The sequence below is a fragment of the Colwellia sp. D2M02 genome (assembly GCF_018860755.1).
In the GTDB taxonomy this organism is placed as follows: Bacteria; Pseudomonadota; Gammaproteobacteria; order Enterobacterales; family Alteromonadaceae; genus Colwellia; species Colwellia asteriadis.
Map to the genome: position 1 here is coordinate 1 of NZ_JAHKPW010000009.1, position 18,360 is coordinate 18,360.

Below are 18,360 nucleotides of genomic sequence, written 5' to 3' on the forward strand. Positions count from 1 at the left end.
ATTAAGCCGAGCTCAGGTTTATTACTTTAATAAATGACTCAACTTCCTTGCCAAGTCATCATTTATGCTAGTTACTGCTCTATTTTAGCCTGTGTCGAATCTTGCTTAGTTTGTTGAATATAGTCTTCAATTTGTTGCTCAAGTACGCTTAGCGGCACCGAGCCATTTTTTAATACTTGATAATGAAACTCTCTTACATCAAAGTCTCTCGCAAGCTCTGCTTCTGCTCGTTTACGTAATTTTCTAATGGTGATTTCACCAATTTTGTAAGATAACGCTTGCCCCGGCCAAGAAATATAACGGTCTATTTCTGTTCTAACATTATGAAGCGATAGCGCGGTATTATCTTTCATAAAGTCCATCGCTTGTGCTCGCGACCAACCTTGCATATGCATACCGGTATCAACCACTAAACGTGCTGCACGCCACATTTCATAAGTTAAGCGTCCAAAGTCACTGTAGTGATTAGTATAAATACCTGCTTCAATACCTAACCATTCTGAATATAAGCCCCAGCCTTCACCAAACGCTGAAATATAGGCATGTTGACGGTACGATGGTAAGTTATCTAACTCACTATTAAGCGATATTTGTAAATGATGTCCTGGCACCCCTTCGTGTAAAGTTAATGCGGGTAAAACATAAAGTGGGCGCTTATCTAGTGCATAAGTGTTAACCCAATATGATCCCGAATGGCGATCTGTTGCTGGACTAATATAACGACCAGTTGTGTATTTAGGTGCTATTGCATCAGGCACTGGCACTACGCCATAAGGTGTACGCGGTAAATGTTTAAATAATGACGGAAGTTTCGCATCGATTTGCTTTGCAAGGTACGACGCTTCTTTGATTAACTCTAATGGTGTTTTTGCGTAGAATTGTGGGTCAGTACGTAAAAAGTGAGTAAATTCAGCAAAGCTACCTTTAAACCCTGTTTTAATAATAACTTCGTCCATTTCAGCACGAATACGCGCGACTTCTCGTAGCCCTAATTGGTGTACTTCGTCTGCTGTCATATCGGTTGTCGTGAAGTGTTTTACTCTATTTTCATAAAACTCTCGGCCATTAGGGATTGATGACACCGCTATATTTTGGCGAGCATTAGGGAAATATTCTTGAGTAAAAAACTGGTAGTAATTTTCATAAGCCGGAATGACTTGCGATGATAATACTTTCGCTAACTTAGCACGTTGCGTTTTTACTAATTCTTGATCAAGTAGTTTAGGTACTGAAGCAAAAGGCTTAAAAAATACTGACTGTTCTATATTGTCAGGAATAAAAGCGCTAATGGATTTTTCATAACCAATTAATACCGCTTGCGGCTGGGTAATACCTGAAGCTAAGCCCTGACGCATCCAATAAATATTTTGTTGGAAATAGGCAGGCATTGCTGCCACTTTATTAACATAGTTTTCAATATCTTGCTCTGTTTTAAACTCAGTACCGTCAATAATAAAGTTAATATTAGAGTGAAAGCCGGACTCTGATTTAAGCGGAGTATAATGAGCCTTAAATTGATAATTCGCAATTCGGTTATCAAGCTGCGCTTTAATAATAGCGTAGTTAATTTTATTGTCAGCCGACAACTCCGCTTGATTAATTTGTTCAAACTGCGCGACTAATGCTTGTCGCTGCTCAAACTGTAACTGTAAATGTTGTGGTGATAAATCAGGCCAATAGCTTTTCTTATCATCCTGCGATTCTACTTTATAAGCACCTTTACTAGCGCGCTGATCTAATAGCTGTTGCACTGTATTATCAAATGCTTGATCAGCACTAATTTTTTCAGGTGTCACCTGACATGCGGTTAACGAAACAATGGCGGTAGCCACCAATAAAAGTTGAGTAAATACGCGACTCATATAAATACCTATTGATTTAATAATGTTATGGCTCATACCGTGCAGCCGTTTTAGCGTTACTTAGCAACATAGCCTAAATAGCGCGAGATAAATAGTATTGCGCGATGAAAGGTGAGGATTATCAGTTGAAGTTTGCATTAATGGTCATTTTGAGTTTTAAGCTTTTATTACGTTTTACTATGCTAGCCTTGTAAAACTAATAGAAAAAAGCCAGTAGTTAATAACTACTGGCTTTGGTATTTAGCCGCACGGTCTATTATATTGCTGAGTAAATATCAACTTAATGAATGAAGTAGCTTAAAAGCTATATGACGCTCTTAAGTAGTATTCACGTCCTGCCAGTGAGAATGGAAAACTGGTCCAGCCATATTTAAAGCCAAGCTCAGTAAATGGTGCTCCATTGCTACCCCACTCGTCTGGATATTCATCTGTTAAGTTCAAAATACCACCGCTAATTTGCAAGCTTTCTGTTAACTGCCATTGTGCAGTTACATCAAATAGGCTTTTAGCGCCCCATGTATTTTTAGGAGTGCCGTAAGAGGCAGAAGTCACTTCCCCGTAATAAGTCATACGCCCTGTAACCGACCAATTATCTAAATCAAACATCGCCGATAAAGAAGCACGATCTTGTGGTTGAGCTGTTTCAACTAAGTATTTTTGACCTTCATTAAAAACAATATCATCTGGAACAATAGTTGATGAGGTATTGATATTACTCACTTCATTATCATTATGGTGATAAGAAAGCTCGTAAACAATGTCCATACTCTCTAACTCTTGGGTATATTGGTTTACCCAGTCAAGACCAAAAGTTTCAGTATCAATAGCATTAGTAAAAACAGATACATTTTTTACACCATCTAGCGCTTGTCCAGCCCCTGAATGACTATCAAAAAAACTATCAATATCATTGTTTATACCACGAGAAATATTACCCGAGTAAACAATACGATCATCAATATTAATTTGATACACATCAAGTGTTGATGAGTAATTTCCTATGTTATACACAATACCAAATGAGATATTAGTCGAATTTTCTTCCTCTAAATCTTTAAAGCCAAGTTCGCCAGCTAAGGCTTCATTAGGGCGTAAGGTAACTAAGTCAGCTAAAACACCATTGTCTAACGAAATAGAACGCTGAGTGAAATTAGCTTGCTGCATACCTGGTGCTCTATAACCTGTAGAAGCAGAGCCACGAATAGCAAAATTATCAGTTACGCTTAAATGTGTTGATAATTTACCAATAACGGTGCTGCCAAAGTCGTCATAATTTTCATAACGAACAGCCGCGGCAACTAACCAATCTTCAGTGATAGAAGTTTCAGTATCAAAGTATAACGCATAACTGCTTCGATCATTATCAATCGCCATTTCAGGGCTATACCCCTGAAATCCTTGCATACCCGGAGTGGTAATATCACCACCCGTACAATTGGTCATTGTTGGGTCGCCTGTTGGGTTTACAGATTCTGCACAATAAGTATCACCGCGTGCATAAGTCACCTCATCACCGGCTTCTTGTGCAAAACCATCGATGCGATATTCAGCACCAAAGGCAAATGAGGTTTCATAGTAAAACCCTAAATCTATTTCAGTAACAGCATCAATATTGAAAGTCGTTTGACTATAAACTAAAGCACCATCGTATGCTGAGGTAGGACTATCTGGACCATAACTAGCATTAAGCGATTCAGTGTTACTAAATTCAAACCTATTTTCACCGGTTACAATACTTGCATCGAGTTCCCAATCAGATACTTGGGTTCGAAAGCCGACGGCAATCGAATAATCTTCTGATTTTGAGCCTAATTTAGGTGTTACCCCGTCAGGGTATATTGAGCTCCATACGCGATTATCGGCTGCGGGGCGATAAAAGCCTAATGACTCCCCTTCTTTGCTAGTAAAGCCACCAAACGCATATAATTCGCTTTCTTCGCCAAGCTCATACGAAAAGTTTGCCCACAAGCTGCTCATTTCAGTTTCAGCTTCACCGACTAATAATAATTGGCGAGGTTCATCGATTGAGCCAAACCATGTGGTAGGTGTGGCACGGTTCATCTCACCGTTATCTGCATATTCAAAGGTAAGGTTTAACATACCTTTTTCGCCAATAGCTAAACCATAGTTAGCCCCTATTTCAGTAGACTCACCATCACCTTCACTGGTTTGCCCGTACTGCGCCCAAACTGTACCGCCTTCTGTATCTTTGAGTACCAAGTTAATAACGCCCGCAATTGCGTCTGAGCCATATTGTGCTGCAGCACCGTCACGTAATATTTCAATGTGTGATATGGCTGTCATAGGAATAGAGCTTAAATCGGTACCAGCACTTCCTCGACCAACATTTTCTTGTACGGCAACAACCGCCTGTTGATGTCGGCGTTTACCATTAATTAACACCAGTACTTGATCTGGCCCTAAACTTCGTAAAGTAGCTGGGCGCATTAAATCTTGCCCGTCTGATGTGGTGGTGTTGTTCATATTAAATGAGGGAGCTAATTTTCGAAGCATGTCAGGTGTACTGGTCGCCCCTGAGTTTTTAATCGCTTCGGATGAAATAATATCTATCGGTGATGGGCTATCGGCAACCGTTCTATTCGATATTCGCGTACCGATACTGATAATTCGTTCTATATCGGAATGTTTGGCACTATCTGAAATATCTTTATCTTCATTCTCTGCCGCAACAACGGATGCACTACCTAATGATAGGGCAATAGAAAATGCGAGCATGCCGTACTTAAACGTATTTTTCATGTTTTAACTTCCTCATAATGATTATTTACTTTATGCTGCTCATATTCATTTGTTATATTTTTATTGAATATTTTATCGTTAACAATATAGTTATTTGTAACAAAACTGTTAGCAGAGCAAATTCAACATAAAGTAAAAAGTACAAATGTGCAATATGTCTTTAGTCTGATTGCCAAACAAAAAGTAACATAATGAAAAATTTGTGACAGGGAAGGAGCGGCTCATACCAACAAAGCCCAGGGATTACCAATAAACTAATTAAAACAATAGGTTGATATTTTTATCGAATAAATAAAATAGAAAATGGTGGTAGGTAATTATGATTACCCAGCTAATTTCGCACTAGGTAATCATAAAGTAACATGGTGATTTAAACGACTTAAAATAAATTGAGCCTAATTGAATAAACCTTTCAATTTATCTTTTAACTTATCTTTAACTTTGTCTTTAGTAGCGCTGCTAACGTCTGGTCTTACTTTTATTTTGTGGAATTGCCCGGTAATCTTCATTGGAATGGTCACTCCTGAGCTATCACCTTCACTTTGCTGCCCATCGGCAGACGCGATTAACTTTGTTTGCACTTTAAAGTTAATGTCGGTCTTAGGTAAATCGGCTCCACCTTGGCCGTTAACACGAATAAAGGGGTTTGCTAATGCTAAGTCACTGGTACTAGCAACGCCGTTAGTCACAGTAAAGTTAGCAATAAACGAGGCAAAATCAGTTTTTTGTGCCTGATCAAAGTTCTTATCTAAACTAACGTTACTCACATCCCCGTTCAGTAGACTTTCGGCGCTACGTGCAATCGCCGCAAGATTAGCACCTTTGACAGCGCCGTCGCTTAGGTTAAAACCAAAAGTACCATTGAGTTTTTCTACAAAGTCACGTTGGCTTAGACCTTGAGTATTAATATTCCAGCTAAATTGTCCTTGCCCTAACAATTTATCAAAACCCGCAGCATCATTTAATAACGGGTTAGCTTGTATGCCTTCTAACGAGAACTTACTACTAATTTTGTAAGGCTTTACTGCGCTAATAAGGTTAATTTCGCCACTACCTTTACCTTGGTAAGCATTAAATTTATTTAAGGTTACTTTAGCGTTACCATTTTCAAGCTTAAGTAGTATTTCATTTTCATCTAACTTTATTTCTCGAAATATTAACTTGCTTGAACTCAGTTTAATATTGGCATTCAGTTGCTTAAGTGCAGATAAATCAATAGTACTGTTATCCCAAACAATTGGCTGCGCTTCTTTATTAGTGTCGTTTTCCGTTTCACTTTGCGCAGCTTTACTGCTATTTTCAGCAGCATCAGCAAGGTAAGGGTTAAGATCTAACTCACCCAAATCAATGTCTAAATTCACCTGTAATGGTGATGATAGTGTTAATGCCGATTGCCCTGTAAAAGCTAGTTCATCTAACTTAGCGTCTAATTTCGCCAGCATTAAAGTATTTTGACTAAAGTGCATATCGGTATTAAAGCTAAATTGATTTAGGGCATTATCTTTCATCGCGACAGATTGCTTTTGCCATGCAAGAATATTTTTAACTGACGGCGTATCTAAGGCTAAATGCCCTTTAATGGTTGCGCCCGACTCAAGTAGTTCACCTTGGTAATTAAGGTTTACAATTGATGATGTTAACGCTAATTCTACTTGTACGGCTTGATTATTAATGAGCTTAGCCGGTGTTGTTAAGTTAGCTTCAAGATCAAAGGTTTCGCCCATATAGTTAAGGCTACCATTGAAAGTAAACTTTTCACGTAACGAAGGCAGCACTAACGCTAACTCAAGCTCATCAATAACGGTAGTACTATCGGTGCGATGATCAATAAACGTTAACTTACCGCCATTAACTTCCACCTGCCCTAAACTCAAGTCAAATTGCTCAGGCAAGGTTGAGGAGCCACTTGCACTAGTATCAGAAGCTGTTGGCTCTGCTGTTGCTGCTAATAGCTGCCAGTTATTTTTTCCTGCTTTGTCGGTTTCTAATAAAATATTCGGTTGCTCAATCACAAAGCGTTCAACAATCAGTTCCCCTGAAAAAAGTGACAACCAAGGAATGTGAATAGCCAATGCTTTCATTGTTACCATGTCAGCTTTACTACCACTTTCCATGTTGCTAAAGCGTACATTTTCTAGTTGCAGTGACAATGACGGAAATACCGAAAAGCTTTTATCACCATCAATACTCAGTACTCGGCCCGTTGTTGTCTGAACCTGTTCACTCACTTGCTTAACAATATCATCACTAGAAATAAAGAAAGGGATCAATGCAACCACAAGAATGATCACAACAAAAAAAGCGGCAATAACTTTGAAAATTTTATTCATTATTTACTCACATCAGTTGGTAAAAATTAGAGAATTAAAGTAACTATAGACAGTATTTTTGAGGTTTAGTCTGAAATATTAATCAAGCAATATTCACTAAGCCAAAAGAGACTAAAAGTTATCATAGCATGGCCTGTAGGTGGTATTAATTTTTAGTAAATTTATCTTACAGTTAAGCTAAATTATCGGTGATGAATACGACATTATCGTGACATAAGTGGCCAAAATACCATAAGATAGCTGCGCTATAAGTTTCAGCATTCATTAAAGTGATTTAATAAAGGACAGCTAGGCATGGAATCATCTAGAGGTGAGTTGGTTAATCTCATTGAGCAGGAAAAAATTGCTAAAGATAATATTAAGCAAGCCATTAATATTGCGAATATTCATCCTGCGCCCAAAGCTTGGTTTGATTTTATTAATCAACTATTACTGTGGTTAGGCTGTGTATCACTCGGCTTATCTGTTATTTTTTTTATTGCTCATAACTGGTCTGAAATTGGCCGTTTTGCTAAATTCGCTTTAGTTGAAATATCATTAATATTCGCCATTATTGTGTATGTAAAAACTAAACCACAAACTAACGCAAGCAATGGCGCACTGATTACTGCAACCTTATTATTAGGTGCATTAATGGCACTATTTGGTCAAACCTACCAAACTGGTGCCGATCCTTGGCAATTATTTTTTAATTGGGCGCTATTCATTTTACCTTGGGCACTTATTGCTCGCTTTACCAGCTTATGGATAATTTGGTTAGCACTGCTTAATATTGCGCTAGCGCTATACTGTGACGTGAACACTAACCCTTTATCCTTATTTTTTACCAATAAAGTAAACCCGTTATGGCTCTTTATTGGCCTTAACAGCTTTATTTTTGCCTGTTGGCACACTCTCAGCTTATCAAGAACGTGGATGAAAAAAACTTGGGCGATAAGAGTTATCGCTTTAGTGACTGGCACTTTAATAACAGAAAACGCCTTATTAGCCATTGTTGATGACTACATAATACACACACTCGCGCTGCCTGTTTGGGGAGTGTTTCTTGGCGCTATTTACTGGTTATATCGTAAAGTTAGCATTGATTTATTCATGCTTTCAGGTGCTTGCTTATCAGGTATTGTTGTTTTAACCGCGTTAGTTGGCAACGGCGTTATTTTTAGCGGTGATGGCGCTGAATATCTGTTGATTTCTATAATAGTAATTGGTCTTGGTAGTGGCTCAGCGTTTTGGCTCAAACAAGTGCAGCAGGAGATGAACTGATGACAACAGCAAAACAGAGTCGCTTATGGCAAGCACTGAGCGATGCGAATATTGTTGAAGGTGATGATCCTACTCGCAATACGCTTAGCTCACCTTGGTATGTTAAAGCTTTATTAGCCATGTCAGGTTGGTTAGGCGCGATTTTTATTTTGGCATTTATTTTAGCGATATTTAGCTTTTTTATGGAAGAAGCTATCGCCTGCTTCATTATGAACTTTGCTTTATTTTCAGGTACTTACGCCATATTAAGTACACCTAAAAGTGAGTTTTTTGAGCACTTAGCTTTAGCTTTTAGTTTAGCTGGACAAGCACTTTTTTGTTGGGCGCTATTTTCTCAAAATTTTGATCATAACTCTTGGCTTATTTTAGGTGTATTACAAGCTATTCTAGCCTATGTAATGCCTAGCTTTTTACATCGTTTATTTTCAACCGCCTTTGCTGTTGCCGCATTTGAAATAGTATTAATTAGCTACGGACAACCTTACATTTTAGGTAGTACACTGATATTTCCAATCGTGTGGTTAGGCTTACGTGAATTTACTTTTATTAAGCACTATCAGCGTAATAAAGGTGTATTTTATGGGCTAGTTATCGCTATGCTGGCTTTAAATAGTCAGCAATTTTTGAGCGAAGATTTATTTGCATTGATCTCGACAGCTGATGATTACCTTATCACTATCTCACCTTGGTTAATTCAAGGAATTTTTATTGCCGCAGCACTGTTTACCAACCAACAATTATTACAGAAAAATAGTATTAAGCTTAATGATAAGCTAGCAATTGCCATTATGCTGATAACGTTAATACTGGCATTTATTACTTTCAAAGCACCTGGAGTACTGGCAGGACTTATTATTATGCTGCTTGGTTTTAATCAATCTAACCGTGTGGCTATAGGGCTTGGCACCATTTCGTTACTAGTGTATTGCTCATCGTATTATTACTATATGGAAGAAACGCTCCTTTTTAAAGCGGGCTTATTATTCATACTGGGCGCTGTTGCTCTAGTATGCCGATTAGCGCTGATAAAAGTATTACCACGCTTAGCCTTAACCGATAATCACCATAAAGGCGCTTATGAAAAATAAAATATCGAATACTCACCAACTTGTCGCGCTACTTACCCTTATTATCGCGCTTACCATCATTAACTGGGGCATATACCAAAAAGAAACCTTATTAGCACAAGGGCAAGTCGTTTATCTGGAGTTAGCTCCCGTAGATCCTCGTTCATTAATGCAAGGTGATTACATGGCACTACGCTTTGCGATGGCCGATAACATTAACGCGACATTAACGAGCAACCTATTATTAAATGATGACAATAAGTACAGCGCATCACTAAATGGCTTCGCTAATGTCACCATTAATGAAAATAAAGTAGCAAGCTTTGTTAGCATTACAATTAACGATAAAGTAATGCTCGATACCTTAGTTACTAATTCGACATTAACTACTACCGCTATACCTCTAACAGCTACAGTAGCAACACAAGCAAGTAAAACTGCTGTAACTATTCCTTTGCAATTTAGGGTACGCCGAGGACGAGTAAACTTTGCCACTAATGCTTATTTCTTTGAAGAAGGCACTGGTGAGCAGTTAACAACAGCAATTTATGGTGAGTTTCGTGTGGATGACAATGGCGAATTACTCTTAGTGGCACTGCGTGATAAAAAATTTCGCAAGTTAGGAAAAGAAGTTAATGAGTATTGACCATCTTACGCTCTATTTTAGTTTGATTTGTTAGGTTGAAATCATGCGTATAAGTCACCATCTTTTGTAACTCATTAAAATCAAAGTGAACTTTTTCTAAAGTAACAACTCTATTACCATGAATTAGGGTGTTTATTATCCATATTACGTTAAGAATTTTTGATTTCACAACAAGTCATCGTAATGTAAATACTTAACCAGAGCTCGGCTTAATTAGCACTTCAATTCTTAAAAATAAGTGAGAATATCTGACTTACCATACATGTAAATAAAAGGATTTCACATGACCAAAAAACTATTAATACCAATAGCTTTAATTACAATAATTCAATCATTTTCTAGCAAGGCTGATGTTGTTGACGATTTTTACCTCGGGGGCTTCGTTAGTTACCAAAAAGTATCTGACCTTAATGATGAATATAAAACTATTGGTGGTATTTTAGGCTACCAATTCAATGAGTATTTTTCATTAGAAGGTAGGCTTGCTACAGGAATTTCAAGTGATGCTTCTCACTCTCAAAACACCCCTCTACGATTTTCCAATCAGCACGCCTATCAGGTTCAATATTCAAGCGAAATAGCATTACAAAGCTCGGTTAATTTAAAAGTAAGCTACCCTATTACTAATTCACTTAACGTCTATGGGTTGGTAGGTTTCACAAATACTAAGATTAATACTGAAAGTACTTGGCAAGTAATAGATCAAGCAGGAAATATACTTGCATCATATAACGGCAGCGGCAATACCTCACCGGATGGCGCTAATTATGGCTTAGGCTTAGACTATGAAATTAGCAAAAACTATAGGCTGTTTATAGATTACCAAATGCTACCCAACTTTAGATCAAATAACTGGCATAATGCCACTTTAGGGGTAAAGTATTCGTTCTAAATTATATTACCCTTTGATATAAAACATCACTTTAGTGAGCAACCTAACATATTAGGTTGCTCACAATTAACATCACTATAAAATATTTTTAGGGACGATACGTCGAAGCTTAACGCGTAAACGCTTGGTGCGACTAACAGTATGATCGGGGTTAAAGTCTTTAGTAATACGCCATGCATTTTCTGGGGCCATTTCTTCTAACATCCCTTGTTTCACTTTTTTAGCGATTTCTATCGAAGGTATAATAGTAATACTTTCAGTGTTTAAGTTAGCGCTACGCGGATCAAAATTAAAGGTACCAATAACACTAATATTATCGTCAATCACCAGTGTTTTGGCATGCAAACCAAAAATGGGCATAGTAGCGAGCTTACCTTGCATCACATCAGCCATAATCTTTTTTCGAATTTGAGCATCAGGCTTAAATTCATAAAGTGCAATACCGGTATCGAGTAGGTCATCTCTATCGCGCTGGTAGCCGCTAAATGCTTCTAAGTTATCATTTGAAGCGAGACTGTTAGTCAATATTTTCACTTCAACGCCTCTCGCAACTAGCGCTTTAAGTAAGTTTTTTCCAACGGAGGTGGTAATTAAATAAGGAGTTTGTATGGTTACTGAGGTTTTGGCTTGTTTTAGTAAGCTGATCAGTCGCTGAGTTGATAAGCCACTCCCTCCTAAAAAGTCATCGCCAGCGTTTTTTCCAGGCACATCAGATATATATTCAACGCCCGCAAGCCAGTGCAAATCACCCGCTTGTTGAACCTGTTTATATACATTAGGTAAGTCGGCTATTGCTGCACGTACTTCAGGTACAAAGTTATCGGGGTTACAGGCATATTGATGCAACGCTGAATAATCTGTGGAAAATTTCTGCTTAATAGACACTAACTTATTAATAGGTACGCTTAGTTCATGGTGCCAAAATTGATCAAATGAGCGTTGTATCTCAGTGCTCACACCGCCAATTAACATTACATCTCGGTCTCTGAAATTATATTGATGATCATAACCAAAATATTCATCTGCCAAGTTACGACCCCCTGTAATAGCCACTTTGCCATCAACAGTGAAGGTTTTGTTATGCATACGTTGATTTAAGCCATGAAAGTTTGTGGTGATACTGATCAGCTTATCAACAATATTTTTCCCGATATTTGCCGTTGGGTTATATATTTTAATTTCAAAGTTAGGATGCGCGGCAAGCTTGAGTAACTCATCACCGTTGGCTTCAACCATTATATCGTCCACTAAAACTCTGACTTTTACACCACGCTCTGCGGCTTTCATTAAGTAATCTATTGCGATTAGGCCAATATTATCGGTAGAAAAAATAAAATATTGTACGTCGATAGTCTGCTCGGCATTTTCACTGAGCCAAGCACGGGTAAGTAACGATTCAGTATCTTCCTCTAAAACGTATACACCCGTATGCGTTAACATTTTCTCTGAAAAAGGCATTAAGTGCTGAGCTAAATTAGCTGGAGGCTGCTTCACAAGCTTACCACAATGATCAAACTGGCTAACCGGAATGCGTAGCTCTTGCGCTAAACAGGTAGTGGCGATAAACAAACACAATAATACGGTGATTTTTACTTGCTTCGCTATGGTTTTACTCACTAATTTTCCTTAATTACTTCTGATAAAAAATATGCCGCATGTTGAAATTACTGACGGTATTATTTTATAGGCTCAACTTTAAGTCCTAGCGTTACTGGCAGTTATTAAAAATACTCGAAAAGCAATAGTGCTCTATTTCTCACATAATGGCTTTATAAGTAATCTTTATTGTGACTTCTTACGTATTAAAGGTAAAGGTCATCAACAATAGTCGTTATGTGGTTAAATATTTTAGGCTTTAATATATCGTGGTTAGGCTTAGTGCTTTATGGCAATAGTTTTATTGTTATAGCTTTGCTGTGGTTAGGAATACACTTTTATAAAGCAAATCAAAGGCAAGCTGAGCTGAGCTTAATCGTTGTGGTGAGCATTATCGGTATTGTCATAGATACTGTGTTGATGCATTTGAACATTTTTACTTTTAATACCGTTTATTTTATCCCTTTGTGGCTAATGGTTTTATGGGCATGTTTTGCTGCAACGCTACATCATAGTTTGAGCTTTTTAGCTAAATCAAAAGCATTGCAGTTTACCTGTGGCTTGCTATTTCCACCACTGAGTTACGTTGCTGGAGCTAACTTACATGCGGTGACTTTCACTTATGAACTGTTCACTACCTATATGATCTTATCCATTATTTGGGCATTACTGATGGTGTCATTATTTGTACTCAAAGATAAAATTTATGCTACCGAGAGGGATCATGATTAAACATTCCACTACCCATAAGCAAATAAGCAAAGTATTGCTGGCATTACTCCTATTACTTACTTTAGTGATATTTTCTATTAAAAGCGTATACGCCCAACAATTAACTACAATAAATGTTAAGGCAAACACAGCAACGCTTATCGAAGAAGCACCTAAAGAGCCCTTAAAAAATCTAGCTAAAGTATTACAACAAAAGCCGCTAACACTGGTCGGCAGTGCCAAGTTTTCAGTACTCTTTTGGGATATATATCATAGTCATTTATATACGCCGTCAGGTGAGTACCTAGTCAAGTCCAATAATAATGGCATGACCGAAAAATCACCGTCTTTATTATTCGAAATTCAATATTTACGTGATATTACTAAGCAAGATCTAATTACTCGTACCATAGAACAATGGCAGCACTTAGCTATAACTGCCGAGCAATATAATAAGTTTATTCCTGTACTTGAAGCCATTTGGCCAGATATTAAAACTGACGATAGCTTAGCTTTACTCATCGATAATAACCTGAGTCACTTTTATTTTAATGGCAATCATATAGGTACTATTGCACACGCTAGCTTTGGGCCATTATTTACTGCGATTTGGTTAGACCCCAATACCAGCCAACCTAAATTACGCGCTAAATTAATTGGAGAGAATAAATAATATGAACCGTTTAACCAAATTAACAGCAACAGCACTATTAGTGACTGGTTTATTTAGCTGTTCAGCTGATATAGAACAGTATCAACAAACGAGCCCTACTCTCGACATTAAAAACTATTTCACAGGGTCCTTAACCGCTTGGGGCATGGTGCAAGATTACTCTGATAATGTTACTCGCCGTTTCTGTGTTGAGCTTAACGGCACTTGGCAAGGTAATAATGGTGTACTAGCTGAAGTGTTTTACTTTAACGACGGTGAAGTAACCGAGCGTAATTGGCAATTAACAAAGCTCGACAACGGCGAATATCAAGGTGAGGCTGAAGATGTTATAGGCACAGCCTCAGGTCAGCAACAAGGCTTTGCGTTTCAGTGGCAATATACTTTGTCGGTACCGGTGGACGATGACATTTATCATTTAGCCCTTGATGATTGGATGTATCAAATAGATCAACATCGTGTATTCAACCGTACCGTAATGAAAAAATTCGGTGTTGAAGTGGCTGAAATCACCTTATTTTTTGATAAAGAACAGCCTTTAAGAAAGTGCCCTAATGTAACGTAAAGTTGCTAAATAAAAGCCTACCATACGGAAGAGCTACGTTGATCTTCTATCAATCAAGATATTCGCCAATGCGCCATCAAGTGTTGGTTGAGTAAAGCTAAAACCACTATGTTTAAGCTTATTCGGAACAACATTTTGTCCATAAATTAATAAGTCTGACATTTCACCAAACAATAATTTCACCATAATGCTCGGCATAGGTAAAAAGCATGGTTTCGATAATGCGTGCGCGAGAGCTTGAGAAAAATCAAGGTTACTTACTGGGTTTGGTGCGGTCATATTTATTGCGCCTTGTAACTCACTATGGTCAATAATATGAGTAATAGCACGCACCATATCATCAACATGAATCCACGACATGATTTGCTCACCACTCGCTATTTTTCCGCCTAAACCCAAACGAAAGGCAGGCAGCATTTTAGCTAACGCACCAGCGTTTCTAGCTAACACTATACCGGTTCTTAATAGGGCGACACGGGTATAGTTTGATTTAGCGCCTAAAGCTATTTGCTCCCAACATTTACACAATTGATGTGAAAATTCATGGTGACAATCGGTAAAGTCCTCATCAATCTCTTGACTACCCTGACGACCATAAAATCCAATGGCGCTACCAGAAATAAGCAACGCAGGAGGTGTTTTAGCACGTTTAATTAAATCAACTAATTGCTGAGTTATTTGCCAACGGCTCTGACATATTTCCTTTTTTTGTCCATTACTCCAGCGCTTATCGGCTATAGGCTCTCCTGCTAAGTTAATGACGACATTTTGCTGCTCAACAGCATCTATTCCTAGCTTAGTAATAAGTTTAATATGCTCTCCAAGCAACTGAGCAGCTCTCACTGGATTGCGGCTTAACACCGTTATCTGAACATCATCATCTTTTGAAAGGTGACGAATAAGTTCTCGACCAATTAAGCCTGTACCACCGGTAATAAGAAACTTCACCTTAGCCCCCTTTAACTGGCCAATCATTCAAATAAAAAGCGCCAGAGTTACTTATGTTTATAGGTATTTAACCCGTAATAAATGCGCCAATGGCTATATCATCAACGCTGTACAACTAAATATACGCGTCAACGTTATGTTTAGTTCAGTTTAAAAAATATACTTTTTATTTGAGTTTTTGTGATCTAATTAAATTTTGCTCACGTAGGGTAACTTGAGATTAACCTACGAGGATAGACAAGTGAAAAATTTTAAAACCCTATGTATTACCATTGCGAGTTTATTTTTACTGCAAGCCTGTAATGATGACGATAATAACAACTCAACACCACCAGAACAGCCCGTAGCCGTAACCATTGTTGATGCCGCTGTAGCCAATGGCAACTTCACCACCTTAGTTGCAGCCTTGCAAGCAACAGGGTTAGATGCGACCTTAGCTGATAAAAATGCTAAGTTTACCGTATTTGCGCCAACCGATGACGCTTTTGATTTATTAGGCGAAGAAGCAGTTACCGCTCTTTTAGCTGATACTGATAGGTTGTCTGATATTTTAACTTATCATGTTATTTCTGGCGAAGTGGATGCTGCCACAGCAATTGCCAGTGCAGGTCAATTAGTTGAAATGGTCAATGGCGACTCAGTTGGCTTGTCACTTGATGGAGATATGCTACTAGTCAATACAGCCACAGTAACCATTACTGATTTAACCACTGATAATGGCATTATTCATGTGATTGATGCGGTGTTAATGCCACCAGCAGAGATGGGCACACCAACAAGTAATATTGTTGAAACCGCCGTTGCTGCCGGTAACTTCACGACTTTAGTCACAGCACTACAAGCTGCAAATTTAGACACAGTACTTGCTGATACCAGTAAAAAATTTACAGTTTTTGCCCCTACTGATGCCGCTTTTGCCATGATAGATGAAAAAACCTTAGCAGCCATTATTGCTGACCAAGAGGTATTAACAAACATTTTACTACAACATGTTATTGCTGATGCTGAAGTTGACTCTGTTACTGCTTACTCGCTCAATGGCACTATGGTTGAAACGGCTTCAGGCGCTAATATAACCATAGATATTAACAGCGAAACCGATATGCTGACCTTTGGTGGAGTCAATATTGTCACTAAAGATATCTACACTACCAATGGTATTATTCATGTAATTGATGCGGTAATTGTTGCTGACGTTGAACTTCCGACAGTACCGATGAGCCTAGTAGATGTCGCTGTAGAAAATGGCAATTTCACCACCTTAGTTACAGCACTTCAAGCAACAGGTTTAGATACCGTTTTAGCGGATTTAGACACTGACTATACCGTATTTGCACCAAGCGATGCTGCTTTTGCCAAGCTACCTGAAGGTACTGTAGCAGCGTTATTAAATGATACCGATACCCTTTCAAACATTCTGCTCTACCATGTTGTGCCTGGTAAGGTAATGTCTGATGCCGCAGTTGCAATTGCTAGCTCTGATAATAACCAAGTTGTTACTGCAAATAGTGCTCAAGTGGCATTGTCATTTACTGACGGTATGTTATTTGTCAACGGCGCAAAAGTAAGTGCTGCTGATGTTATGGCTGACAATGGCATTATCCATGTAGTTGATAATGTAATTCTACCACCAACAGCCAAAGGCACACCGACCGATAGTATTGTTGATATTGCTGTAGCAAACACTAACTTAAGCACACTAGTTGATGCACTAACAACAGCAGACTTAGTGACTACTTTAGCCGATGAAACGGCTACTTTTACGGTATTTGCACCAACTAACGATGCCTTTGCCAAACTAGACCCTGCGGTATTAAACGCCTTATTAGCCGATACTGACGCTTTAACATCTGTCTTATTAAAACATGTGGTCAGTGATGTTGAAATTAATTCAGTTGCGGCATATGGTGCGAACGGCACTATGTTAACGACAGCTGCTGGTGACATGATCTCAGTAGGTATTAACGCTGAAACGGGTATGTTAATGATTGGCGACACTAATGTAATTATGACTGACATTTACGCAACCAACGGCGTGATTCATATTATTGACACTGTGATCGCAGAGTAAATAACAAGAGCTCAAGTTAAGCTTTAGCCGCTATTTAAGTTCCTATAACTTATAATAATTTAAATAGCGGCTTTATATTACCCGTTCAATGAAAACTCGCAACATAACTCCCCTCTCAACTCAGGTCACCATTTTTAAGAAACCATTGATCATTTTCCCCAATTGTTACGTATTAAACCTTGAATCAACCAAGGACATCTACTATGAATTTACCGCTTTTTCCTTTGCCTATTTTTTTACTACCTGACGGAGTCACTCGCTTACGTATTTTCGAGCAACGCTATCTTAAAATGGTACGTATTGCTACTAAGGAAAATGGCTTCGCTATTCTATTAAACGACGCAACTTCTAACCTACCCGAAGTTAGGTGGGCAAGCTGGGTTGAAATCATTAATTTTGACCAAGACGAAGACGGCACTTTAATTATTGATGTGAAATGTAAGTCATTACTTAAAGTCACTAAAATTACTGTAGAAAAAGATCAGCTGCGCTATGGTGAAGTGACAGCGATAGCACACTGGCCATTAAGTGAACATGACCATGTTACGCACGACTTATCTGAATCGCTAGCACAAGTATTTAAACAAAGTGATGATTTACGTAACCTCTATCAAGATAAGTTTACTGATCAACCCAATTGGGTGATAGCCCGCTGGTTAGAGTTGCTACCTGTTGAATTAAATATTAAAGATATTTTTATTGATAGTAATTCATTAGAGCAAGCTAAGCAGCTAATACATACTATTATCCATGCCGAACAACACCATTAATAATTAACCTGAGCTCGGCTTAACAAATGTTTCTCTAGCAGCTACTTTTCCTAACTTCTTCGTTAAATTTACTTGCAATAGCTCCCTATTGACGCGAAATTTGCCTTGCTTATCATATGAAAAGAAGAAAAACTATCAAGCTAGAGACTCAGAAAAGTAATTTTTACTGATATTTCAATTTGTTAAATATCTCTTAAACCGAGTTCAGG

14 protein-coding genes are annotated in these 18,360 nt (G+C 38.2%); 9 read left to right on the plus strand and 5 right to left on the minus strand.

Annotated elements, in window-relative coordinates:
* Positions 1-71: 71 nt before the first annotated feature.
* From KO495_RS00820 to KO495_RS00830, 3 genes are all read right to left on the minus strand, one after another.
* Complete coding sequence (locus tag KO495_RS00820; RefSeq protein ID WP_215978499.1) at positions 72-1,862, minus strand: DUF885 domain-containing protein; 1,791 nt, start codon at positions 1,860-1,862, stop codon at positions 72-74.
* 297 nt (positions 1,863-2,159) lie between these two features.
* Positions 2,160-4,622 carry a TonB-dependent receptor gene (locus tag KO495_RS00825; protein ID WP_215978500.1) on the minus strand — a complete coding sequence of 821 codons (2,463 nt, stop codon included), beginning with the start codon at positions 4,620-4,622 and terminating at the stop codon, positions 2,160-2,162.
* Between the two features lie 395 nt (positions 4,623-5,017).
* A complete protein-coding gene (locus KO495_RS00830; RefSeq protein WP_215978501.1) occupies positions 5,018-6,952 on the minus strand; it encodes an AsmA family protein in 1,935 nt (644 codons plus the stop codon).
* A 294-nt stretch (positions 6,953-7,246) separates the two neighbouring features.
* Between KO495_RS00830 and KO495_RS00835 the strand changes: the two genes are divergently transcribed.
* The 4 genes from KO495_RS00835 to KO495_RS00850 all read left to right on the plus strand — a co-directional run bounded on the left by KO495_RS00835 (position 7,247) and on the right by KO495_RS00850 (position 10,820).
* Positions 7,247-8,215 (plus strand): DUF2157 domain-containing protein, encoded by a 969-nt coding sequence (locus KO495_RS00835; RefSeq protein ID WP_215978502.1) that lies wholly within the window; start codon positions 7,247-7,249, stop codon positions 8,213-8,215.
* Entirely contained in the window at positions 8,215-9,303 is a 1,089-nt protein-coding gene (locus KO495_RS00840; protein WP_215978503.1) for a DUF4401 domain-containing protein, read from the plus strand. The genes KO495_RS00835 and KO495_RS00840 overlap by 1 nt, the downstream gene beginning before the upstream one ends.
* Positions 9,293-9,928: a GDYXXLXY domain-containing protein gene (locus KO495_RS00845; RefSeq protein WP_215978504.1), complete on the plus strand. Its 636-nt coding sequence runs from the start codon at positions 9,293-9,295 to the stop codon at positions 9,926-9,928. Before KO495_RS00840 ends, KO495_RS00845 begins: the two co-directional genes overlap by 11 nt.
* Before the next feature lie 283 nt (positions 9,929-10,211).
* Positions 10,212-10,820 (plus strand): porin family protein, encoded by a 609-nt coding sequence (locus KO495_RS00850; RefSeq protein WP_215978505.1) that lies wholly within the window; start codon positions 10,212-10,214, stop codon positions 10,818-10,820.
* Between the two features lie 75 nt (positions 10,821-10,895).
* On the opposite strand, the gene KO495_RS00855 is transcribed toward KO495_RS00850, so the two are convergent.
* Positions 10,896-12,437 (minus strand): phospholipase D family protein, encoded by a 1,542-nt coding sequence (locus KO495_RS00855; RefSeq protein WP_215978506.1) that lies wholly within the window; start codon positions 12,435-12,437, stop codon positions 10,896-10,898.
* Positions 12,438-12,653: 216 nt separating this feature from the next.
* Here KO495_RS00855 and KO495_RS00860 point away from each other — a divergent pair, with 216 nt between their 5' ends.
* From KO495_RS00860 to KO495_RS00870, 3 genes are read left to right on the plus strand one after another with little or no spacing between them, the layout of a single operon-like run.
* Complete coding sequence (locus KO495_RS00860) at positions 12,654-13,148, plus strand: DUF2878 domain-containing protein (RefSeq protein WP_215978507.1); 495 nt, start codon at positions 12,654-12,656, stop codon at positions 13,146-13,148.
* On the plus strand, positions 13,141-13,800 hold the full coding sequence (locus KO495_RS00865) for a chalcone isomerase family protein (protein WP_215978508.1): 660 nt from the start codon (positions 13,141-13,143) through the stop codon (positions 13,798-13,800). Before KO495_RS00860 ends, KO495_RS00865 begins: the two co-directional genes overlap by 8 nt.
* A 1-nt stretch (position 13,801) precedes the next feature.
* Complete coding sequence (locus tag KO495_RS00870) at positions 13,802-14,362, plus strand: DUF3833 domain-containing protein (RefSeq protein WP_215978509.1); 561 nt, start codon at positions 13,802-13,804, stop codon at positions 14,360-14,362.
* A gap of 33 nt (positions 14,363-14,395) precedes the next feature.
* Here the strand turns inward: KO495_RS00870 and KO495_RS00875 are convergent, their stop codons facing one another.
* Entirely contained in the window at positions 14,396-15,310 is a 915-nt protein-coding gene (locus tag KO495_RS00875) for a TIGR01777 family oxidoreductase (protein ID WP_215978510.1), read from the minus strand.
* Positions 15,311-15,551: 241 nt separating this feature from the next.
* Between KO495_RS00875 and KO495_RS00880 the strand changes: the two genes are divergently transcribed.
* Together KO495_RS00880 and KO495_RS00885 are read left to right on the plus strand one after the other, a co-directional pair.
* Positions 15,552-17,381, plus strand: a complete 1,830-nt coding sequence (locus KO495_RS00880; protein WP_215978511.1) for a fasciclin domain-containing protein — start codon at positions 15,552-15,554, stop codon at positions 17,379-17,381.
* A 203-nt stretch (positions 17,382-17,584) separates the two neighbouring features.
* Positions 17,585-18,151, plus strand: a complete 567-nt coding sequence (locus tag KO495_RS00885; RefSeq protein ID WP_215978512.1) for an LON peptidase substrate-binding domain-containing protein — start codon at positions 17,585-17,587, stop codon at positions 18,149-18,151.
* Positions 18,152-18,360: the final 209 nt, after the last annotated feature.